We start from the raw sequence: 22,631 nt of genomic DNA, 5'->3' as shown, positions 1-22,631 counted from the left end.
GAGACCGGGGGAAATCATGACGCCGCGCGACGCCGCCTTGCCGCATGCCGAAATTCGCGAAGAAGTGAAAAAGCTTTGCGCTCGCTTCCCCGGCGAATACTGGCGCAAGCTTGACGCCGCGCGCGCCTATCCGAGCGAATTCGTCACCGCACTCACCGAAGCCGGCTATCTCTCGGTGCTGATCCCGGAGGAATATGGCGGCGCCGGCCTCGGCCTCGGCGCCGCCTCGGCAATTCTCGAGACCATCCATGAAGAGGGCGCCAACGGCGCCGCCTGTCACGCCCAGATGTACACCATGGGCACCGTGCTGCGCCACGGCACCGAGGCGCAGAAACGCCGCTACCTGCCGGAAATCGCCGCCGGGCGCCTGCGGCTTCAGGCTTTTGGTGTCACCGAGCCGACCAGCGGCACCGATACCGGAGCACTCCGCACCACGGCGCGGCGGAAAGGCGATCGCTACATCGTCAACGGCCAAAAAGTCTGGACCAGCCGCGCCGAGCATTCCGACCTAATGCTGCTGCTCGCGCGGACGCAGAAGCGCGAAGAAGGCCGCAAGAAAACTGACGGGCTTTCGGTCTTTCTCATCGATATGCGCGAAGTGCTCGGCTGCGGCCTCACCATCCGCCCGATCCGCACGATGATGAACCACAATTCCTGCGAGGTGTTTTTCGACAACATGGAAATCCCCGCCGACAGCCTGATCGGCGAGGAGGGCAAAGGATTCCGCTACATTCTCGACGGCATGAATGCCGAGCGGCTGCTGATCGCCTCCGAATCGATCGGCGACGCCAAATGGTTCACCGCGCGCTCGGTCGCCTATGCCAATGAGCGGCGGGTGTTCGACCGCCCGATCGGCCAGAACCAGGGCGTGCAGTTCCCGATCGCGCGCGCCTATGCGCAGTGGCGCGCGGCAGAACTGATGGTCCATCGCGGTTGCGAGAAGTTCGAGGCTGGGCTCCCGTGTGGCGAGGAGGCGAACATGGCGAAGCTGCTGGCCGCCGACGCCGCTTGGGCCGCCGCCGAGAGCTGCGTTCAAACCCATGGCGGCTTCGGTTTCGCCGAGGAATACGACATCGAACGCAAATTCCGCGAAACCCGCCTCTATCAGGTGGCGCCGATCTCGACCAACCTCATCCTCTCCTACATCGCCGAGCATGTGCTCGGCCTGCCGCGTAGCTACTGAGGGGGCGAGGATGGGAAAACCGCTTGCCGGGCTGCTCGTGCTCTCGCTCGAGCAAGCCGTCGCCGCGCCCTATTGCGCCTCGCGCCTTGCCGATGCCGGGGCGCGGGTGATCAAGGTCGAACGCCCAGAAGGCGATTTCGCGCGCGGCTATGACGCGGTCGCAAAAGGGCAGTCGAGCTACTTCGTCTGGCTCAATCGCGGCAAGGAGAGCCTGGTCGCCGATCTCAAGAACCCCAACGACGCAGCACTGCTCCATCGCATCGCCGCACGGGCTGATGTGTTCATCCAAAATCTCGCCCCGGGCGCGGCGGCGCGGGCCGGATTCGGCGCGGCTGAACTCCGCCGCCGTCACCCCCGCCTGATCACCGTCGATATTTCCGGCTATGGCGAAAGCGGCGACTATGCGACGATGAAAGCCTATGATCTCCTGGTGCAGGCGGAGTCGGGCCTGGCGATGATCACCGGCCATCCCGCCGGGCCCGGCCGGGTCGGGGTTTCGGCCTGCGATATCGCGTGCGGCATGGCCGCCCACGCCGCCGTGCTCGAAGCGCTGATCGAGCGCGGCCGCACCGGCCAGGGAAAAGGCATCGCCGTTAGCCTGTTCGACGGCATGGCCGATTGGATGAACGTGCCGCTGCTGTTCTATGAGGGCACCGGCAAGACCCCGCCGCGCATGGGCCTTGCCCACCCTTCGATCTGCCCCTACGGCGCGTTCGCGACCCGCGATCAGGCGCTGATCCTGATCGCGATCCAGAACGAGCGCGAATGGGCGAATTTCTGCCGCGATTTCCTGCGTGAGCCGGAGTTGCCGCAAAAGCCCGGGTTCGAGACCAACACCATCCGGGTGAGCGAGCGAGCGAGGGTAGACGCGCATATCGCGGCGGTGTTCGCGACGCTCTCGCACGAGGAGGCGGCGGCACGGCTGCGGGCCGCCAATATCGCCTTCGGTTTCGTCAATGATTGCGCCGGCCTGCAAGCGCACCCCGCCTTGCGCCGCGTCACCGTCGCGACCCCGAACGGCGATGTGGCACTCGCCGCGCCACCCGCGCTTTTTAGCGACGGAGCACGTGCCCTCGGCCCAGTGCCGGCGCTCGGGGCGCACTCGGCGGCGATCCGGGAAGAGTTCGGGGATGGCGGGACAATGGCAGTATAGTCTTATACCAACCTGCTCATGCGATGATCGGATCTTGTTTGGGCGAGGGGTAAATGGAGGTGTCCAATTTCCGGACGCTGGCGCACGGTCCGACCTGATGGAAATCGGGTAGCGGATTGCGCCGATATTGCTATTGCGCCCCGATCAGGGCCTTCGCCGCGTCCCACCAGCGCTGGAGCCAGGGTTTTTGTGGCTTGGGCATCTTGGATACGCCGGGCGGCGGAGCGGCGGTGACTTCCTTGTCGGCGACGAAGACCTGATGCGCGGTCGGCTGGCCGGCGGCGTCATAATGCGTGACGGTCCCGTCCAGCCGCCCGGCGCGGTATTCGGCGCGGCGGCGCACCACGCCGGCGGGATCGAGATCGAGTTGCTCGCCCTCCAAAAGCCCGCCGGCATAATGCTGCCGCTGCATCACGCTGCCATCGGGGCGAAAGATCGTGAACGCGCCATGCAGCCGCCCGCGGCGCAACGCACCGCTCGCCGCCAAGCCCCCCGCAGGCGTGAAACTGCGGAGCGGCCCGTCCCCGACCCCGGCCGCATAGGTCATCTCCGTTAGCGGCTTGCCGGCAGCGTAAAGCGTCGCCGGCCCATCCAGCACACCCGCCCGATACGTAAGCCGCGCAAGCACGGCGCCGTCGGCGTCATAGAGCACCATCGGCCCGTCGCGGACGCCGGCGGCAAAGCCGATCTCGACCGCGGCCAGCCTCTCCGGCCCGAACAGCACCGTCGGCCCGTCGAGCACGCCATCGCGGAACGTGGCCCGCTCGACCAACGCACCGGCGGCATTGCGGCGCTCGATCGTCTCCGGAGGATTTGCCGCACTCATCTCCGCTCAGTTCAGCTTCACCAGGCCGCCCTTCAAGTTCAGCATGCCGCCGCCATCGACGGTGCCGCTGGCGCCTGCCTTCACCTCGGCGGTCGTGCCGCCGGAAAGGCTCAGCCCTGTCCCGGCCTTGGCCTCGAGCGAGGTGCCGGCCTTCAGCGTAAGCCCCGTCCCCGCTTGCAGCGTCACTGCGCCCGAAGCCTTGATGGTGATATCGCCGCTGACATCGAGCGTGAAATTGCCGGAAACGCTGTGGCTGAAATCGGCTTTGTTGGTGTGCGTCTCGTTGCCGGTGACGGTCAGATCGCGCGTCCCGGCGACGCTGTGGGTCTCATTGCCCTTGCTCACCGCGACGGTCCGGTCGCCCTCCGAGACCGTCAGTGTATCGTTGCCCTTCGAGATCGTCACCCCCCGGTCCTGGGTGATCGTCACCGTCTGGGTGTTCAAGACCTCGATGGTCATGTCTTTCTGGGCATGGAGATGGAATTCCTCGCTGTCTTTCTTGTCTTCCAGCCGGATTTCGTTGAAGCCGCCGCCGCCCGCGGATGAATTCGATTTCAGCACCGTCTTGGTCTGCTCGTCGGGCAGGGCGTAGGGCACCGGATTGTCGCCGTTATAGACGGAGCCGGTGATCAGCGGCCGGTCGGGATCGCCGTTGAGGAAGGTCACCACGACCTCCTGCCCGATACGCGGCAAGATGAAGGCACCCCAGCCCACCCCCGCCCAGCTCTGTGCCACCCGGATCCAGCAAGAGCTGTTTTCGTCTTTCTGGCCATGCTGATCCCAGTGGAACTGCACTTTCACTCGGCCGTAATTGTCGGTGTAGATCTCCTTGCCGGACGGCCCGACGACGATCGCGGTCTGCGCCCCGCTGATCCGCGGCGGCGGTGTGACCCGCGGCGGGCGGAAGGGTGTCGCTGCCGGAAAAGCGGTGAAACCGTTGGTGTATTCGCGCCGGGCCGCGTGATGAGAAACCGATCGCACCACGTAGCGCGCGTTCAAGCCCGGATCGGGATGCCCGGTGAGGGTGAAGGCGCCGCCGGCGCAGAGCGCGCGCACGGGGGAAGCGCCGGTGATTTCGGTTGCCGCCGCCTGGAAAGCTTCGATGCGGCGCTTGGCGAGCGTCTCGCCGGCATCGACGGTCTGATATTGCCCGGGATATTCGTAGACCCGGCGGCCGCCGCTGCCGCTGGTCACTTTGAGCTCCGTCGCCGGCGTCGTGAAATTGTAATCGTCGCTCTGATAGGCCTGCACCGCGACCCCGCTTTCGACCGCCAGCGCCGTGATCCGGAGATCGCTGAGCCAGTCATCGCCGGCGGCGAGCGGCAGAAACGGGATGCTGGCGGCGTTCTCGCAATCTTTGAAGGCGGCGGCGTCATCGGCAAGCACCAGCGTATGCGCGCTCTCGCTATGCTCGAAGAAATAGCTGATGCCGGCCGCTTCCATCAGCCGGCTGGCGAAGGCCAACGAGGTCTCCTGGAACTGCACGCAGTATTCGAGCGGCGGATAGGTCTCTGTCAGGCTGTTGCGGTAATCGGTGAAGCCAGCGTCGTCGAACACCGCGGCAAGGATGTCGGGCACGCTCTGGTTCTGGAAGATGCGGTTATCGGCGGCGAGCGACAGCATCCAGAGCCAGGGCCGCATCTCGGCGGTGCAGTCGCTGCCGCGCTGGGTGAAACGGGTGATCAGCCCATGAAGAAAACGCTTATGGCCACTGCCATCGATCAGCGTCACCGCGGCTGGCTTGCCGAGAAGGGCGGTGGCATCGACCGGTCCGGGCGCGGTCATCGTGAGGCGGAACAGGAAGGGGGCGGAGAGAAATTCATCGCCCGCGAGTGCCACAAGCGTCGGCGCATCGGCGCCGAGCGGCGTCGTCAAGGCGAGCGACCATTGCGCCGACCCGCTCATGGCCGCAATTCGACCACCAGTTCGCCGCCGGCACCGAACGCAAGATGCGCACCCGCAATCGTCTTGCCTTCGCCGAGATGGTCCAGAATCCGCTCAGAGAGCGCCGGCAGCACGGCATGGGTGAGGATCGAATCCACCATCCGCGCCCCCGCCTCGGTCGCACCCGCCCGGTCCGCGATCGCCCGCACCACATCGGGGTGATAGGTCAGCTCGCCGCGGCGGGTCGTTGCGAAACGCTCCTGAATGCGCTGCAGTTTCAGCCGCGTCACGGCCTCGATCCCGCTGCGATCGAGCGGGCGATAGGGAACGACGACGAGGCGCCCGAGAAAAGCCGCCGGAAACTGGCGCCGCAACGCCGGCGTGACCGCCGTCACCAAAGACGCGGCATCCGCTGCCGGCCGACGCTCTGCCATCTCGCTCAGCGCCTCGGCGCCGACATTGGAGGTGAGCAGGATCACCGTATTGGTGAAATCCACCAACTGTCCCTCGCTGTCTTCGAGCATGCCGCGATCGAACACCTGGTAGAACATCTCGATGACATCGGGATGGGCCTTCTCCACCTCATCCAGCAGCAGCACACAATAGGGCTGGCGGCGGACGGCCTCGGTCAAGACGCCGCCGCTGCCATAGCCGACATAGCCGGGTGGCGCGCCGCGCAAGGTGGAGACGGTGTGCGCCTCCTGATATTCTGACATGTTCACCGTCACCAGCGCGCGCGTGCCGCCGAACAGCAGGTCCGCGAGCGTGAGCGCGGTCTCGGTCTTGCCGACGCCGCTCGGGCCGCAGAGCAGGAACACGCCGGTCGGTTTGTTAGGCTCGCCGAGATCCGCATAAAATGTCTGAATCCGACGGCAGATCGCATCGAGCGCGGCGTCCTGGCCGATGATGCGCTCCGCCATCCGCGCCTTCAGCGAGCGCGCATTGGCAACCGTGTCGGCAAGCATCCGCCCCGCCGGGATGCCGGTCCAGCCCGACACCACCTCGGCGACCACGCGGCCATCGACCACGGTGCCGTGCAGCCCACGTTCCTCGCGGAGTTCGTCGAGTTCGAGCTGGAGACCGGCGATTTCATGGCGGAGATCATCGTCCGGCCGCTCGCCCGGGCCGCTCAATCGGGCTTGCCGTGCCGCGAGACGTGCCGCGGTTTCCTGCTCCAACTGCCAGCGGCTGGCAAGCAGGAGCCGCGTCTCCTCGGCGCGTTCGGCCGCGGCTTCGAGCGCTTCCAGCCGCTCGCCATGATCGGCCTGATCGGCTTCGCGGCGCAGCCGCGCGAGTTCCGCCGCGAGTGCTGAGCCGCGCCGCTCGGCCTCCTGCAATGCCTGCGGCGGCGTGCTGGCGGCGATGGCAACGCGCGCCGAGGCGGTATCGAGGAGCGCGATCGCTTTTTCCGGCAATTGGCGGTCGGGGATGAAACGATGTGAAAGACGCACCGCCTCGCCGAGTGCCTCCTCCAGGATGTGCACGCCGTGATGCTGTTCGAGCGCCGGGGCGACACCGCGCAGCATCTCGGTCGCCACCGCCTCGCTCGGCTCGCCGACGCGGATCACCTGAAAGCGCCGGGTCAGGGCCGGGTCTTTTTCGATGAAGCGCTTGTATTCGCCCCAGGTCGTGGCCGCGATCACGCCGAGCGCGCCGCGCGCCAGCGCCGGTTTCAGAAGATTGGCGGCGTCGCCCTGCCCCGCCGCACCGCCGGCGCCGATCAGCATATGCGCCTCGTCGATGAAGAGCACGGTGCGCGGCATTGCCGCCGCGGCTTCATCGAGCACTGCTCGCAGCCGCTGCTCGAACTCCCCGCGCATCGATGCGCCCGCCTGCAGCAGGCCGAGATCGAGGCTACGCACCACGAGGTCGGCGAGCCGCGGCGGCACCCGCCCATCGACGATGGCGCGGGCGAAGCCCTCGACGATCGCCGTCTTGCCGACGCCAGCCGGCCCGGTGAGGATCGGGTTGTTCTGCTGGCGGCGCATCAGCACGTCGATGACCTGGCGAATTTCATCGTCACGGCCAAGCACCGGATCCAGCCGCCCGGCTTTGGCCGCGGCGGTGAGATCGACGGTGTACGCCGCGAGCGCGGTGTCACGCTGCCCGTGTTCGGCCGGCGCCGTGGGCAGCGGGATTTCCGGCCCCCGGCGCAGAATCTCGCCGAGATCAAGGAGAAGGCGGCTCTCGAAAACCCCGGCGAGCGCCGGCGCGGCGTCGAGGAGTGCGGCGCGCTGGCTGGGATTGGCCGCCATGGCGCGGAGGAGGCAGGCGGAGCGGTTCTGCGGCAGGCCGTGATCGATGGACGCACTCAGCCAGCCGGCCGCGAGCACCGCCATCAGCGGCTCTGACAATACCGGCACCCGCGGGCTGCCGCGCGGGAATCGGGCGATGACCGCCTCGAGCCCGGCGGCGATCGGCGCGAGATCGATCCCGCCCTCGCGCAGCAGGAAGGCGGCATCCGTGTTCGGCCCGCGAAAGAGTTCGAGCAGGAAATGCTCCGGCTCGACCGCTGGATTGGTCTCGCGGAGCGCCCGCTCCGCAGCCCGTTCCAGCGCCTTGCGCGAAGCCTGAGACAGCGTTCCGGCGAGGCGTTTCGGATCGGGCATCAGGGCATTCCCTGGAGGCTGAGCGAGACGGCCCCCGGCGTCACGCGCGGCTGCCGCCCGAGGAAACTCGTCCAGCCGAGGCGCGCCCCCGCTCGGCCGAGCCGGGCCCCGGGCACCTCCGCCGCGCGCAGCAGAAGCCGGACATTGACGTCGAACGCGCCCCCCAGAGCAAATGCGACGAGAGCCTGAAGTTGATCATGTCCTGCACCACCTGGCAATAATGACAGGAAACGCAGCCACGCCATCGGCCCGATCTCGATCTCGAGCCCCGCCTGCTGGTCCCACACCTTGCGGCCGAGCACCGCGCCGCGGCCAAGAATGCCGGTCTGGCCGAGCCGGGTCAGTTGGTCCGCCGCCAACGGCAGCCACCGGCCCTGAAGCGGCCGCAGGCGCACGGGCACGCCGAAATGGTTTGCAAGCAGCCGCAGCAATGCCTGCCCGGAAACCGGCCGCGGGTTGAGGAGCCCCGCCGCAGCGATCAGGCTCTGCATCACCCCGGGCAGGCGGGACGCGGCAGCGGCTGGCCCGCTCTCCGGCAATGTCGCAAGGCCGAGCAGCGCCAGCAGCGGCAAACGCGCCGGCGACGCGGGTGCATCCGGATCCTGAAGAGCGGGGTGAAAGAGCCGCCACTGGCGCAGAAACAGTGACAACAGGCGATGGTTGAAAATGTCCAGGAAGTCGCGGGCGGCATAATCATGGGCGCGGGCACGCGCCACCACGCGGGCGCTGAGCGGCGGCGGCAGCGGGCCGAGCGCGCCGCCAAGGCCAAAGAACGCGACCGTCAGAACCGGCTGCCCATCCGCCGGATCCCGGCTCAGCGCCTCGATATCACTCGGCGGAAAGCGGTCGGTGAAACTGCCGCGGAGCCGGACGGCCTCGTGGCGGGGATCGCTGCCGAGGCCGAGCGGCAGCGGGCCGACCACGGCGCCTGACGCGTGCGCATCACCCGCTTCGGCACTCCGGCGCGCAATCCACTCCAAAAGCCGCACGGCCTGGCGGACATCGAACCGAAACGGCTCGGCCAGCAGCCGCGCGCTTAAAGCAGCGCCGTCTCGCCCGTCACTGCCGGCCATGACCAGGTCTCTTCGCGTTGCCCGTTTCGTCTTGCGATCACCAGCTCGGTAAAGGCATTCACCGCCGCGTGGAGACCGAAAAAGCGGCTAAGCACCGAGCCCAGAAGATAGAGATCGGGCGTCGGATAGCGCTCAGCATCGAAGGTAAGGGTGATCTGGAGGCCGCGGCAGAATCCCCGCCAGGCATCTTCGCCGATCCGCCGCACCACTCGCTGCGACGCGAGATCAACCAGCCCACGCAGCCGATCCATGCCGGTCGCGTTCGCGGGGTCGTAAAGCCGGATAATGCCGCGGAGGGCTGCCATGCCCTCCTCGCCGCCGGTGAGCGAGAGATGGTTGAGCGAGAGATGGGAGACGAGCTGCCAAAGGGCTTTGCCCTGCGCCGGCGGCGGAATTTCGTGCGTCGGCCGGGTGACGCTGGCAATGCCCGCAATCGGGAGATCGACCTCGACATCGAGCCGCACACCGCGCCCCATCTGATCAGTCAGGCCCCGATTGGTGCAGAGAAGTTGCGCAAACACCGTATCGCCGGCCGGTAAATGCGGGTCGAGATCGGGATCGAGCAGCGAGAGCAGCAATTCCTCGCTATCGTCGGCGGCGAAGGGCGATCGCGCGCGGCGGATGAAATAGAGCGCGGCTCCGTTATCGTCCCGATCCGCCCGTGCGAACGAGAACAAGGGCTGCATCGTCTCGCCCTTGCCGGTCGCGGCCGATATCCGCGTCACGCGCTCGACGCTGTGGATCGCGGCGTGACCGGCGCGGCGCCGGTCGGCAACGAGCCGGTATTCGAGCTGCGTGTGGTCGATACGAATGGGCTCGCTCACGCGCGAAAACAGGTTGAGGGCCGGCGTGCATCGCAAAAGGAGGCTCTCAGCGGGCAGGGTGATCCTCTGGCGCGGCGCCGCCGGGAGCAGGATCAGCAGATCCGCGTCAGTGCCGGTGCCGAAAATACCGGGCGGCAGGCCGGTCACGTCAAAGAACATGAATTTTTCCGGATAAGCGAAATATTCCTGCATCAGACCATAGGCCTGGTGCGCCGTCGGCGGGGAGGGCAACAGCGCCTCCTCGCTGCCAAGGCCGACCTGACGGAGCCGTGCTTCGGGAACGATCATGGGCGCGACCATGGGGGTATCGCTCGCGCCCGCTCGCGAGACCGCGCTGACCGCGATTGCCGGCGGCTCGGCGAACAGCAATTCGTAAAACGCGTCGCGATTGCCGATCATCGGCGAGAGATAGAACCGCAAGGATGGTGGCGTAAACTCGGCAAAATTGCGATGGCCCTGGCAACGGAGGCGGATGCGCAGCACGCGCTGCACCCCGGGCCGCGTGTCGAGAAAAGGATAGGCGGTCGGCGGGTCGATGCCAGCATCGGCGACGTCGAGCGGCCATAACGCCACGGGATAGCCGGTGCGAAACCGACAGACGATCTCGTCCCCGCGGCTTGTGGCCCGGGTGAGCAGAGTGGTGCCGGCGGGTACGGTGACGCCGGCGATCGACCGGCTCTGTGCCGGATCGGTGTGAAAGGCCGCAACCATCATGGCGGGGATCGGCGCGGTCAATTGCGGATAGAGAACATCGAGCAGCGCGCCCGGAACTTCCGGCAATTGCGCATCATAGGTTCGCTGCAGCCGCGCGGTGAGGAATGCCGAAGATTCGATCAGGAGCTGGACATGGGGGTCGGTGCTACCATGCGTGGTGAGATCGAGCGCCTTCGCGACCTGCGGATAGCGGCGGGCGAACTCGCTTCCGGCGGTGCGAAGATAGTCGAGTTCCGCCAGATAATGCTGAAAAAGCGTCTCGTCCCCGTCAACCGGCATGGCCGCCAAGCACCGCGTCGCCGAGGAGCAGCGTAAATGACACCGGCGCCTGGCGCCGCTGCCCGACCATGATCACGCCGCTCACCGTCACCGCCAGGGCCTCGCCCGACCGCGCATCGGGCGCGATGGTAACGGTGGGATCGGCAAGGCGCGGCTCATAGGCCGCGATGGCGCGCCGGATATGGGCCGTAAGGCGCGCCATGGCGTCGTGATTGCCGACCGGAAACGCTGACAGATCCGGCAATCCGTAATCGATGGCGCTGCGGCAGCGACGCTCTAGATGATCGATTGCAAGCGGCGTTCTCGTATTCAGGAGATCGGCGAGTTCGCGCGCGATCGAGGCGCGCACACCGTCGCCGGCGGCGGCGCCCTTCGATGCCTCAAGGCGGTCAAACAGCAAGGGCGAAAACCCGCCATCGTCCTCCGCATTCCTCATGATCCGGCGTTACGGCCTCCCGTGATCAGCCCACCTCTTGCCCGATAAGATCGTGATGAACCGGCTGGGCACCGCCGCCGGTGCCATCATCTACTTTCTGCGGTATATAGGTGTAGGTGACTTTGCCATAGGCGAGGGTGACGGTTTCGCTCGCCAGATCGCCGGCGCCGCCGCCAAAGCCGACAGTGGAGATGATTATTTTCTCCATGATAATTTCAAGATATTTCACCGGCTTGTTGTCGCCATCGGCGCGATAGGCGGTGAAGGTGCCTTTGCCGATCTGTTTGCCGCTCCAGCAATATTTCAGCAGATCATCGGTCGCGGCATCGACGTATTTAGTAAACGTGAAATCGCTATGATTGGCCTGCTCGACGGTGCCGCCGCCGGCGGAACTCCGGGTTGGGCTGGTCGGCTGATTGAAGCTGTGGCTCCAGGAGAGAACCTGGATTTCTTCCTTGTGGTTGCTGTCGCCGGATTCGCCCTTGATCTCCGGCTCCTCGAACTTGAGGAAAAGATTTGTGGCCATGAAACGGGTCCTGACTCAAAGGTTGAAACTGGCGGCCGAACCGACGTCAGGCGGCGACCGGTGGCGGAAGCTCGGCGACCAGACGAATGGATGCGGTGAGCTCCTCCAATTGGAAATGTGGCCGCAAAAACACTGTCGCTGTGTAGACACCGGGCTTGCCGGGTGTATCGAAGACATCGACCCGCGCCTCTCGGAGTGGAAAGCGCGCCTTCAGAACCTGCCCGGCATCGTCCTTGCCAAGGACATACTCGCCTATCCAAAGATTGAGGAATGCCTGGACGTTTTCTTTGGTCATGAAACTGCCGATCTTGTCGCGCATGATGACCTTGATGTAGTGGGCAAATCGTGATGATGTCAAAACATAAGGCAGCATCGCCGACAGCCGGGCATTGGCGTTTGCCGCCTCGGAGACGTAGAGTTTGGGCTTTTGTGATGTTTGTCCGCCGAAGAAAGCGGCAAAATTCTCACCCTTGTGGTGGAGAAGCGCGATGAAGCCAAGATCGTTCAGTTCCTTTTCGCGCCGATCCGTGATCGCAACCTCGGTCGGGCATTTCAGCACCCTGTCACCTTCCGGGGTGGAGAAACTATGCGCCGGCAATCCCTCGACCTTGCCGCCCCCTTCGACGCCCCGGATCGCCGCCGTCCAGCCATAGACGGCAAAGGCGCTGACGATGCGGTGCGCGAGCTTGTAGGCCGCATTCCCCCAGAGATATTTCTTATGGTCGGTGCCGTCCACGTCCTCGACAAACGAGATGCCGTCGACCGGTACGGTGTTGGGGCCGTAGGGCAAGCGCTGCAAGACCCGCGGCAGCACGAGAGCGGTATAGCGGCTATCCTCGCTCGCCCGGAAGGCACGCCAATCGGCAAAATCGCTGCTTTCGAAAATTTTCGCGAGATCGCGCGGCGCAGAAAGCTCAGTAAAGGAGTCGAGAAAGAACATCGCCGGCGCGGCTGCGGTGATAAACGGCGCATGCGCCGCCGCCGCGACATTCGAGATGCGTGTCAGCAGCAGCATGTCTTCGGCGCCGGGCCCGAACTCGTAATCGCCCACCAGCATGCTATAGGGATTGCCGCCGAACGTGCCGTATTCGTCCTCGTAGACCTTCTTGAACAGAGCACTCTGGTCGAACTCGATGGCGTTCTTCAGATCTTTCGCGAGATCAGCCTTGCTCACGTTCAGCAGCCGCAGCTTTAGCCTGGTGCCGGTCTCGGTATTCATGACCAGGTCATGCAGTCCCCGCCATGATGCCTCGAGGCGCTGGAATGCCTCGTGATGCATGACCTCGTTCAACTGCGCGCTAATCAAATCATCGAGTTCGGCGATACAAAACTGAATCCGCTGTGTCACGTCAAGGCTGGTGGTGCCGGTCTGCTCGACCACGCGGCTGGCAAATTCCTCAACCAGCCCCCGCGCCGCCAACCGCATAGCGGGATCGGGATCGCGGACCAGCCGGCCCTCGTCGAGAATGCGATCGAGCAACGTGGCCGGGGCCGAGGCAGTGGATGAGTCTGGTTCGAGAGCCACGACATTCCTCCTAAATCCAAACGGGCCAGATCCAAACGCGATCTCAATTTTCTGCGGATGCGAACCTGTCAGCCGGCCGGCGTTTCCGCTGGCGCCCCACCTTCCGCCGGCGACGCCGGATCCGCAGCCGACGACGCTTTCAGATCCTCGCGCAGCTTGGCTTGCTCGGCGGTGTCAGCCAACACTTGGCCGAGGAGACCGTCGAGATCATCATTGCCATCGAGCTTGGCGAGCAGATCGTTGAGTCTGGAGCGAGCGTCAAACAATTTCTTCAGAGCTGGAATTTGTTGCACGATCTGATCGGGGCTGAAATCCCCCATTTTCTTGAGAGAAAGCAGAACATTGATCATTTCGTTCGAATCGGGCTGCAATTTATTCGCCACCTGGAAGGCGAGCCGGGGGGCTATGGCACCCATCACATCGTCGAAATTATCTCTGTCTATCTCAACGAATTTCCGCTCCTTGAGCCGTGGCAGGGGGTTTTCCGGCTTGCCGGACAGATCGGCGAGAATGCCGACAATGAACGGCAGCTCTTTCTTCTGGATGGAGCCGAGCGTTTCGACATCATAAGTGATCTGCACGCGCGGCGGGCGAACCCGCGAAAGAACCTGCTGCTTGCTCTCGGACATGACCCCCCCCATGGACGCAAAAATCCAATGCCATTTAGCACGAACGAAACCCTATCTGTCCAGAAAAAAGCGCTTATTATTCTGGGCAACTGAAGGATTACTGGTGTGTGAGGGCTTTGACGACAGATGCGGCGCCCAATTACGTTAATTTTTCGCTGTGAGGTAACGAAAAACTAACGTTCCTGTGGGCTCGACTTCTCCGATTGGCGGATTATTTGTCGCTGTCTCCATCATCCATCATCTCCGGACCCACCATCGCCGCCATGCCGAGAAGGTCGAAGACCTGCGCAATATCGAGGCCGGCGCTCGAAAACAGGGCGATCAGTTGTGCGAAGGTCAAATCGCCCCACGAGACGGCGCAATGGAGCAGATAGGGCACCGGGCTGTGCGGCTCGGCGCGTTGCAGGAAATCGGCGATCGCGGCAAGGCGGGCATAAGCGTCCTCGCGCGAAGCGATGGCACCCGCAGCCGGCGGCGTAGCAGACGGAGCGGGCACCGGCGGCGCCGTGGGAGAAGGCGCTGGAGGCGGGTTTTCGCGTGGCGCGGAGGGCGCCGGCGCCGACTGCCGCTTGGCAAGCCAAAGTTCGGTGAGATTGAGGATATCATTGATCGCATTGCCGATCGCGCTCAAGCCCGGCGCATCGCGGCCGCATCGCGCTTCGAGAACCGTATTGAGAGCGGCAAGAGCCCTGTGGCTATCATGGAGAGCGGCAATGTTTTGCCGCCAGAACAGACTCTCCGTCCGCTCACACATCGCCGCAAACATCGCCATCGTCACCGCCCCCGCGGCCTCGGAGCGATCGACCGATTTCGGATCACGTTGTCGCAGGCTTTCAAGAAGCTGGGCATTGGCGTAATCGGTCCAGGTATAGGCTTTCTGCTCGCTATCCTGGCCGCGGACCAGAGGGAGGCTGCGAAGCAGCGTCGAGAACCGGGTGTTCATCCACTCGAACGGCGCAAGCCGCGGTGCGAGGTCGCCGTCATCAATGGCGGGATGGAGATCCGGCCAGAACTGCTCACAGAGCAGATGCACGAGACGCAAGCCAGATGCCATGCCGGCAAAGCCCTGGCGGTGCGTGATCGCCTCGGTGAGCCGGCCGGCGACCAGCAAATCCTTGCTGCGCTCGCGGAGCACGCCGCGGCACAAACGCTCGACCTCCGCCCAATCGGCGCGTTTGATGTCGCGCGCCCAGACCCCTTGCGGCAATTGCGGGTTCTCATCGCGGCTCGCCTCGGCGATCTCGCGATAGACCGGATCCCACCGCAGATCCACACCCGTGCGCGCCGGCCCCGGGATCGGGGCGAGTAGAGCATCGATATCAGAAAGGTCTTCTGATTTTGGAATAAATAATCTCCTGATCAGGTGAAACACATGAGCTAGCCTGCGGCTTTTGGCAGAGCGCGCGGCGCGCTCATCGGTGACGAGAGTGACGCCGGCGGCGGCAACGGGGCTGCGGTCGGAAAGACCGGGAGCAGAACGGGCACACGCTTGTCGGGCGCACCCGGCATTTGGATGATCGCGGTCAACCCGATTCGCATGAAGAGGCGTGCGACCGCAACACGGGTATCGCCGCCGGTGGCCGCAGTCGGATTGGGCTTGAGGTTGATCTGCAAGCCGATGGTCTCCGGCCGCCGATCGGAAAGCTGCATGAGCACGCCTGGCGGCGGCGCGAGCGTCGTGATCAGCCGCAGCAGCGCCCAAGCGCCGCCGAACCGGTAAGATGCGACGAGACCGTTCACCGAAGGGTTCGGCACACCGCCGCCGGCGGGAATGCTCGGCGCATTCGTCGCCCAGCGCACGGCGATCGTCGCCGGCTGGCCATTACTCCAGGCCAAAACAGCGGGCGCCGCGAACGAGGACAAGGTCTGCTGGCCGAATTGCAGCGAGGCCTCGGCGACCTGATCGGCGCCCGGATCGCTGCCCGCATTGGTGCGGAAATCGACCGCGACCTCATAGGTCAGCGGCGCGTCCGGCGCGGGATTGAGGAGCATAGGGGCGAGAGCGGCTTGTGCGGCAACCAGGCTGGCAACGAACGCATCGGCGCCGGCGCGGGCATAGGCGGGGGTGGCCGCGAGCCGCGTTGCGAGAGTTGCGAGATCGGGGCCGAAACGGTCGAAGAAACGCTTCACGTCACCCGCGAACGCGTCCGGCGCGGCGACATCGCCGAACGGGAAGCGCCCGGCGAGATCGCGATTGAACGCCGTCGCGAGTTCGCCGTATTGCGCGACCAAATCGCTGTAGGAGACGCTGGCGCAGCGCCGGGCGACGGCATTGCGGATGATGCCGAGCTGGTCTGCAAACCAGTTGCCGCCACCACCACCTGCGAGCCGCTGGCGGCAATTGGCGAGATCGATCTGGTCCATATCCGCGGCGATGAATTGTTCGAGCTGGCTCAGGGCATTGGCGGGATCGTTGGCGTGATAGCGGTCGAGTGTCGCGATGATGCCTTGCCAGCGATCTTGCAGCGCCCGCTGATTACCGGCGAGCAATGCCGAACTCTGCTCGAGATAATTGATCAGCGGCGCGGCATAATCCCGCGCCAGCGTCTCGACATAGTCGCGGCGCGCGGGCAGAGTGCCGACGAGATCGGCGAGCGATGACGCGCCAAAAGCGGGCGCGGCCAGCGGCGGCGCGCCGGTCCAGAAGGAGAGGCTGCGATCGGCGAGCTGATAGGGATCGGCTGAAAGCAGAATGGCATCGACGCGGGCCAGCAGGCCGACCGCCTGCTCGGCAACGAGCTGATCGATGCGGGCGGCATTCGCGATCTGCCCGGTCGTCCGCAGCGCCTCGCGCATATTGGCGAGCACCGGCGCCGCTTCCGCGAAATGGGCAATGTCGGCATGGAGCGCCGCCGCGCCGCCGGACGCCGCCGCCCCGGAAATCGCCCCTCGCTGGAACAGGGCGCCCGCCGCCTCGGCGTTCGGGGCGACCATCGCGCCCGCGAGCAGCCTTGCAAGCTGCTCGCCGGCGGCGGCCAACACCTGCGCCTGAAAAAGCGCCGGCTCATTGGCCAGAGACTGCGCGACGAAAACCAGAAAACCCTCTGAGATCAGCTGCAACATGCGCAAATCGCCGTCGTCCCAAACCGGCGGCAAACCGGCCGTGAGCGCCCGCCCGAGATCGGCCGGAGGCGCGACAGTGGTCATCAGTGGCAGCGACAGCAGGGCGTCGATCGTCTTGCGGATCGCGACGAGCGGGGGCGAAACTGTCACCGCGCCGCCCTCGACGGCGAGAACCTTGGTGCCGCCGAACACGGTTGCCGCGAGCAGCGACGATCTCGCATCGGCAGCGGCGCTCGCGGCCAGTTTGGCAAACGCCGCCACCGTCGCCGGATCGATCGGGACGGTATCCTGACCTGTGCTTTCCGACGACGATGCCAGGCCACGCAGTTGCGCAAGGATCGCGGCGATGGGGGCGATCTCGGTCTCGTGGATTAGCCATTCATGCTTGCCTTGCGCTGCTTCCGTCTCCGCCGCACGCAGCGCTTCGCCAAGCGCGCGGATGTGATCGGCAGCCCCCTGCCAGGAGGGTGATGGCGACATCCCGCGGCTCGCCTCAACGACCCTGGCCACCGCACGCGCGAGCGGGTTGGCGCCATAGGCGCTGGCGAGCGCGTTCGCGAATGGGCAGGCCAGGATCCGGCCGATATTCTCGCGCAATCGCGGCATCGACAACGGCGGAAACTGCGCCTGTTTCAGAGCGACGAGGTAGAGATAATTGTCTGTCTCAAATGAATCCGGCAGTGCGATCTCGAGGGAAAACCCGAGCAATCGCTTGAGAGCATCGATCTCCGGGTGGTTTCTGAGCTGGCGATAGAAGGTGATCTGCTGCGGATATTGCGCAAGCCGCCCGACGATCTGCTGCATCTGCGCGACCCCGTCGACGCCCCCTCCCCCGGCGGACGCCTCATTGGCCGACGGCGCCGATGGCCCGGGGCAGGCCGCCGCGCGCGCTTCGAAATTGCCCGGCAACACGGCTTCGCCGCTCGCGAGCCGGCCGCGAACCTCGCGCAGGATGACATGTTCATAGGCGCCGCGGATCGCAGCGGTCACGGTATTATCGGCCCCGCTCAGCAAAGAGAGCGGCGCCCAGACGGATTCGATGCTGTTGACCCCGACGCCGCTCATCGCGCTGAGCAGTTTTCGGGTCGCAGCGGCCTGCTCGGCGAGGTCCGGTATGCCTTTCATGCTCACCTCGGAAGCGATGTCGAGACTGGCCGCGACCAGGGGCTGCGCCGAGGCGATGGCGCTTTGCTCGCGCTCGATGACGACAGTGCCGATCACCATCAGCATCGCGAGCACGGCGAGACCCGCCTGCGCCATGCGGATCTGGCGCCGCCGGCGCGTCGTCGCCCCGAGGGCTGGCTGCGCGAGGGTGTGCTCGGGGAAAATCCTGTCGTGAAATAGCTTGGCGGCGAAGGCCGCGGGCTCGGTGCCGCCATCCGGCGGCGCGCCGCCCGTCAAGTAGAAACCACGAAACATGAACGCCTCGTGATAGGCACTCGGCTGCAGCATCGGCGTCAGTATTTGCGCGAGCGGCTCTTCCAACGCGGCGACGGCCTCGGGAAATAATAGGATCTGCTCCGCCGCCGCGGTTTCGGTGGCGCGGACGAGCAATGGCGCCTGCGCCAGAGAGAGGCGCGAGACCAGGGCGTCGATACCGTTTTGCACCCACCGACGCTCAAACATGCTCTCGAGCGCATAGGGAACCGTCCAGCCGAACGGCGCCTGTCGGATGAGCGGCGCTTCCTTCTTCATCGCCTCAAGGGTCGCCGTAAATCCAGTCAGGCACTCACATCCGGTGAGCACGAGATAGATCGGCACCCGCCATCCGCCGGCGCGCTGCGCCATCCAGATCAACTGATGGAGCCGCTCCCCGAGGGCCACGATCCGATCATCGGCCCAGCGCCCGGGGCCATGGAGCGCGCCCGCATCGAGCATGACGACCAGACCGTCGAACGGACGGTCGGCACGGATGGTGGCCAGGCCTTTGAGGAGTGCGGCCCAGCGGGCCTCGGCGCGTTCGCTCTGCAGCAGCCCGTCGTCAAAGCTCACCACGGCCCCATCGGGGCAGACCGAGAACCGGCAGTCGCCGACGAAAAGATCCCGCTCGGCGCGGGCGAGATCGCCGCTCCGCAACGCCGGTATAAAGCGCCGCAGATCGGCGCTCGCACTGCCGATCGTGACCATGAGCGGAATCCCGGCGATGCCGTCATGGGGATCGCGGAGCGCGGCGAGCCGCACGGCAGCGGCGCGGAAGCCCGTCGGCGCCGGCGGCCCGTCTCCGCGCGCGGGGGCGGGGATGGACGGGGGCTTCGGCCGGAACTGGCGGATCGCCGCGATCGTTGCCATCACCAGCGCCCCCGCGAACACCATGGCGAGCGCCGGCAGCAGATCGGCCAAAGCCGGCGGCAAGGCGAGTGCACCCGTCATGGCACAACCTGGTGCAGCAGATCGACGGCCCGCGCGGAATCGCTGACCAGAGAGGCAACGCCGTCATGCCAAAGTGCCAAGCTCACGAAGAGATAGACGAGTGTCAACCCGACGGCCGCCATCAGCCACGGGCGCAACGCCGGGAGAGACACCGGGCGCGCATTGACGAGCGCCTCCTCAGCGCCGACGGCAAGCCCCTTGAGGGGAAAGGCGGCGGTGGGCGGTATCCGGAAGACGAATTCATAGAGCCGGGCCTTCAGCCGCTCGATCTCACCGCGGTCATCGCTATCGCGATAGCGGCCGCGATAGCCGGTCTCAAGCGCAAGCAGGATGGTGAGCGCCGTTGCCTCGGCGTCCTCGCGATGTCGGGCGACGAGATCGTCGACGGCATCGAAAATGCGATCTCCCGCGATCCTGCTGCGATAGAGCAGAACCTCGAGCGGTGTCTCCGCCCAGCCGCTCCGGCCCGGCCAGTCGATATCGTGAAGCAGCGCCGCATCGGCGACGGCGGCGCAGACATAGCCCGGGCTGATCCCGGCCCGCCGGCTCGCCCCCATTCCAGCCCCGGCGCCCTCGCCGAGCCCTTCATCGACGAGGATCGCCGTCCGCAATCGCTGCCGCGCCGCCTGCAGCGTCTGCTCGCCCACACTGCCCGAGAGCATGCCCGACGCCGCCGCGTCGCCGACCAGTGCTGCGAAATTGCCGGCCTGCAGCAAGCGTTTGATCTGGAATAGTTCGCGATAGAAGACCCTGTAGCGTCTGAGCGCGGTCTCGGCTTCGCGCGACAGAACGAGCGTCGCCATCAGCTTTGCGACGCCGCGTAGAAGAGGCGGAGTTCCACCGGCTCCGCAAGCTCGCGCATGGCGGTCTGACTGATTTCCAGCACGTCGCCGGCGGCGACGAAACCGGCCTCGGTCGAGACGCGAAACAGAACCATGTTGGGCGGCGGCAGCAGATCGAGTTCGGGCACACTGCCGATCGCCTCCCGCGCCGCCCCGATCACGGCGTTGTCGCGCATCGCCGCGATCCGCGAGACGCCGCCGATGACAGCGCTATCGAACCATTCCCGCACCGCGGCGGCATCCTGACCCGCGCCCAGCCGAGCGCCGATCACGAGGCTCGCCGCACGTTGATACTCAGGCCGCATCACCATAATGAAGCGGCCGGGCTCGGGATGCTCGAACGCGACCGAGCTGTAGGGCGTCCGCAACTGACGCAAAGCCGCGTCGATGTAACCGGCGACGGCTTGAAAAGCGCCGAGAAGCTCAACATGCCGGTAACCGCCGAAGGCTGGCAGCATCACCTGGCCGCCGATCACCGACAAATCGCCGGCAATATCGCAGAGCGCGAGATAGAGATCGAACGGATGCGTCGCCGCCGTCGCCAGTAGCGCATCGAGCCGCGGGAGCCCGCGGGCGATCATGCGGAGCGTGGTGACGCTCTCGCTCGCGACCGCCGCCTGCCCCTCGGCCAGGGCGCCGCTCAACCGCACCCCCCATTCGGTCGCCTTACTGCGCAAATCGGCGCAGACGCGGTTCGCACACTGAAACACCAGGGATTGCTGATCGAGACGGAAACGCGGCGGCTCATAATCGATCTGGACCGCCCCCTGCGGGCCACATTCCAGCACCGCGAGCGGCAGGCTGACGAAGCGCTGAGAGGGCAGGTGCTGCGGACTCTCGGTGATCTGCAAACCGAGCAGCGGCACATAGCGGGCCATGGCAATGCCGTTATCGGCGGTGTTTTCATCGAGGACATTGGAGTCCTCGAACTGCCGATAGCGCTGATGGCCGCCATGCTGACCGGCGCCAGAAGGCGAGGCTGCGACTGCGAGATGCACGGCGATCCGTTTTGGCCGCGGATCGGCGAGCAACGGCGCGAGATCGAACTCAAGCCGCGGCGCCGCAGGGTCGAGATGGGCGTAATGGGTGACGACGAGACCGTCGGGGAGGATGGCCTCAAGCTCGGTGACCGCGAAAACCCGCCCCACCAATGCCGCCTTGTCGATGCTGAGGCGGCTCACGCCCCAGCCATAGGGCGCCGCGGCCAGGGTCATATAGCTCTGCAAGCTCTCTTGGCGCCGCGTCGCCTGTTGAAAATGTTGCGGCGACAGCAGCATGCCTTCATGCCATTGCACCGCCGGCGGAATCGAGCGCGCATCAATCACAGCGATCTCCCAACGCATATCGTGGTTTTTTGATCATGGCGATACCGAGAAATCCTCTCGCTTGAGAAAAACCACGACGCTGCCGACATCGCCGAGAGACTGCCGGTGATCGCCCGGCGTACCATAGCGGGCGAACAGCAGCGTACGCACCCGGTTGCAATCGGGGTGGACGGCAGCATCCCGCAGAATCTGTCCCGGCGTGATTTCCCACGAGCGTATGACGAGGCCTGTCGGGAAATCCCGCTCCAACTGCGCGCGCCGGCTGAAATACGCTTCTGCCGTGAGCGGTGCGATCTGCTGGGCGGCGAGCGGATCGGAGATGAAAAGGAGGTCGACGGCCACCGCCGAGGTCCGATTGGCGTCGGCATCGGCAACGAGGGTCACCCGGCTCGGGCCGGAGGGGGCAAGACAGAGCCAGGACGGGGTCGAACACCCGGCCAGAACTGAAAGTGCCAGGCATTGGCCGCCAAACATCAAGCGCTTTCCAAGCCCGGCGCGGGCGCGAAAGCGCCCCCCCGAAGACGCCAAAAACCTCGCGATCATGGCGCCGCCCTCACGATTAGCACCGGAATCCCGATCCGCTTCTGGATCGCGGCCGCGGTCTCGGCAACCGCCGCGCGATCGCCGAAGCCATTGATGCGAACCAGAAGCAGCGTTCTGGCCCCGAACGTCGCCGGCGTGATCGTGGCTTTATAGCCGAAACGATTGAGTTCGGCCGCAAGCCGCGTCGCATTGGCTTCATCCTGAAAGGCGCCGGCCTGCAAAAGAAAGCGGCTGTTCCGGCCGGCGCCGGCTGCGGCCGGCGTCGCTTCCTTGGCGGAAGGTGGCGCGCGCCGCTCGGCACGGGTGCCGGGCGCGGGCGGAGCGGTGTCGGCTTTCGGCTGCGGCGCGGATGCGGTTGGCGGCGGGATGGTAGATGGCGGGGCCGCCGATGGCGGGGGGCTCGGCGCGGCCACCTGATTGGCGGCCAGGATAGCGCTCGACGCGGCGCCGGTCAGGGGCAGAGCGGCGGGGGCGGGCGGCGCGGCTTGCGCGTTCGGCGCCGGCGATGCGGCGTCAGGCCGTTCGGCCGCCTCAGCGCCGGCCAGGCCCGCATCAGGCGCCAGCGATGGCGCGGGCGCGGAGAGCGCGGACGGGGATACGCGCGGCGCCGGTGTCGGCAGGGGGGGTGTCGGCAGGGTGGAGGCCATCCAGCCGGGATGCGCGGCCAGCAGCCAAACACCCATCACCACGCCCAGGGAAAAAGCGCTGATATTGGCAAAGACGATGAGGATCGCGGCCCGCATTCAAACCACCGCCCGCCGATCGCCGTACCGAGGGGCACAAGGCCTCGCGCCACTGCGGACGCGAACACATCGAGGGTGAGAGCT

Annotated in this window: 17 protein-coding genes; 2 read left to right on the top strand and 15 right to left on the bottom strand. The window is 65.9% G+C overall.

What is annotated here, in order from left to right; genetic code table 11:
- The first annotated feature begins 16 nt into the window (after window positions 1-16).
- Together ACP5M5_RS05125 and ACP5M5_RS05120 are read left to right on the top strand one after the other, a co-directional pair.
- Window positions 17-1,183 (top strand): acyl-CoA dehydrogenase family protein, encoded by a 1,167-nt coding sequence (locus ACP5M5_RS05125; RefSeq protein ID WP_427935969.1) that lies wholly within the window; start codon window positions 17-19, stop codon window positions 1,181-1,183.
- Window positions 1,184-1,193: 10 nt separating this feature from the next.
- Entirely contained in the window at window positions 1,194-2,336 is a 1,143-nt protein-coding gene (locus tag ACP5M5_RS05120) for a CaiB/BaiF CoA transferase family protein (RefSeq protein ID WP_427935968.1), read from the top strand.
- Between the two features lie 130 nt (window positions 2,337-2,466).
- Here ACP5M5_RS05120 and ACP5M5_RS05115 read toward each other — a convergent pair whose 3' ends face one another.
- The 15 genes from ACP5M5_RS05115 to ACP5M5_RS05045 all read right to left on the bottom strand — a co-directional run bounded on the left by ACP5M5_RS05115 (window position 2,467) and on the right by ACP5M5_RS05045 (window position 22,547).
- On the bottom strand, window positions 2,467-3,162 hold the full coding sequence (locus ACP5M5_RS05115; protein ID WP_427935967.1) for a toxin-antitoxin system YwqK family antitoxin: 696 nt from the start codon (window positions 3,160-3,162) through the stop codon (window positions 2,467-2,469).
- A gap of 6 nt (window positions 3,163-3,168) precedes the next feature.
- Entirely contained in the window at window positions 3,169-5,067 is a 1,899-nt protein-coding gene (locus ACP5M5_RS05110) for a type VI secretion system Vgr family protein (RefSeq protein ID WP_427935966.1), read from the bottom strand.
- Complete coding sequence (gene tssH / locus ACP5M5_RS05105) at window positions 5,064-7,655, bottom strand: type VI secretion system ATPase TssH (RefSeq protein ID WP_427935965.1); 2,592 nt, start codon at window positions 7,653-7,655, stop codon at window positions 5,064-5,066. The genes ACP5M5_RS05110 and tssH overlap by 4 nt, the downstream gene beginning before the upstream one ends.
- Window positions 7,655-8,728, bottom strand: a complete 1,074-nt coding sequence (gene tssG, locus ACP5M5_RS05100) for a type VI secretion system baseplate subunit TssG (protein ID WP_427935964.1) — start codon at window positions 8,726-8,728, stop codon at window positions 7,655-7,657. The genes tssH and tssG overlap by 1 nt, the downstream gene beginning before the upstream one ends.
- Window positions 8,692-10,545, bottom strand: a complete 1,854-nt coding sequence (tssF, locus tag ACP5M5_RS05095) for a type VI secretion system baseplate subunit TssF (protein ID WP_427935963.1) — start codon at window positions 10,543-10,545, stop codon at window positions 8,692-8,694. Before tssF ends, tssG begins: the two co-directional genes overlap by 37 nt.
- Window positions 10,535-10,981, bottom strand: a complete 447-nt coding sequence (tssE, locus tag ACP5M5_RS05090; protein ID WP_427935962.1) for a type VI secretion system baseplate subunit TssE — start codon at window positions 10,979-10,981, stop codon at window positions 10,535-10,537. The genes tssF and tssE overlap by 11 nt, the downstream gene beginning before the upstream one ends.
- Window positions 10,982-11,006: 25 nt before the next feature.
- Window positions 11,007-11,507: an Hcp family type VI secretion system effector gene (locus ACP5M5_RS05085; protein WP_427935961.1), complete on the bottom strand. Its 501-nt coding sequence runs from the start codon at window positions 11,505-11,507 to the stop codon at window positions 11,007-11,009.
- A gap of 46 nt (window positions 11,508-11,553) precedes the next feature.
- On the bottom strand, window positions 11,554-13,032 hold the full coding sequence (tssC, locus tag ACP5M5_RS05080; RefSeq protein WP_427935960.1) for a type VI secretion system contractile sheath large subunit: 1,479 nt from the start codon (window positions 13,030-13,032) through the stop codon (window positions 11,554-11,556).
- Between the two features lie 68 nt (window positions 13,033-13,100).
- Window positions 13,101-13,661, bottom strand: coding sequence for a type VI secretion system contractile sheath small subunit (tssB, locus tag ACP5M5_RS05075; protein WP_427935958.1), 561 nt, complete (start codon window positions 13,659-13,661; stop codon window positions 13,101-13,103).
- 211 nt (window positions 13,662-13,872) lie between these two features.
- Window positions 13,873-15,033: a type VI secretion system protein TssA gene (tssA, locus tag ACP5M5_RS05070; protein ID WP_427935957.1), complete on the bottom strand. Its 1,161-nt coding sequence runs from the start codon at window positions 15,031-15,033 to the stop codon at window positions 13,873-13,875.
- Between the two features lie 5 nt (window positions 15,034-15,038).
- A complete protein-coding gene (locus tag ACP5M5_RS05065) occupies window positions 15,039-19,094 on the bottom strand; it encodes a type VI secretion system protein (RefSeq protein ID WP_427935956.1) in 4,056 nt (1,351 codons plus the stop codon).
- A complete protein-coding gene (locus ACP5M5_RS05060) occupies window positions 19,091-19,897 on the bottom strand; it encodes a DotU family type IV/VI secretion system protein (protein ID WP_427935955.1) in 807 nt (268 codons plus the stop codon). Before ACP5M5_RS05060 ends, ACP5M5_RS05065 begins: the two co-directional genes overlap by 4 nt.
- Window positions 19,897-21,261: a type VI secretion system baseplate subunit TssK gene (gene tssK, locus ACP5M5_RS05055; RefSeq protein WP_427935954.1), complete on the bottom strand. Its 1,365-nt coding sequence runs from the start codon at window positions 21,259-21,261 to the stop codon at window positions 19,897-19,899. Before tssK ends, ACP5M5_RS05060 begins: the two co-directional genes overlap by 1 nt.
- A gap of 33 nt (window positions 21,262-21,294) precedes the next feature.
- The gene (locus tag ACP5M5_RS05050) at window positions 21,295-21,804 is read right to left on the bottom strand and encodes a hypothetical protein (protein ID WP_427935953.1); all 510 of its coding nucleotides are present in this window, start codon (window positions 21,802-21,804) and stop codon (window positions 21,295-21,297) included.
- A complete protein-coding gene (locus ACP5M5_RS05045) occupies window positions 21,801-22,547 on the bottom strand; it encodes an SPOR domain-containing protein (RefSeq protein ID WP_427935952.1) in 747 nt (248 codons plus the stop codon). Before ACP5M5_RS05045 ends, ACP5M5_RS05050 begins: the two co-directional genes overlap by 4 nt.
- Window positions 22,548-22,631: the final 84 nt, after the last annotated feature.

The sequence above is a fragment of the Acidibrevibacterium sp. genome (assembly GCF_049965395.1).
GTDB classification, from domain to species: Bacteria; Pseudomonadota; Alphaproteobacteria; order Acetobacterales; family Acetobacteraceae; genus Acidibrevibacterium; species Acidibrevibacterium fodinaquatile.
This window is presented reverse-complemented; position numbering and strand designations above follow the sequence as displayed.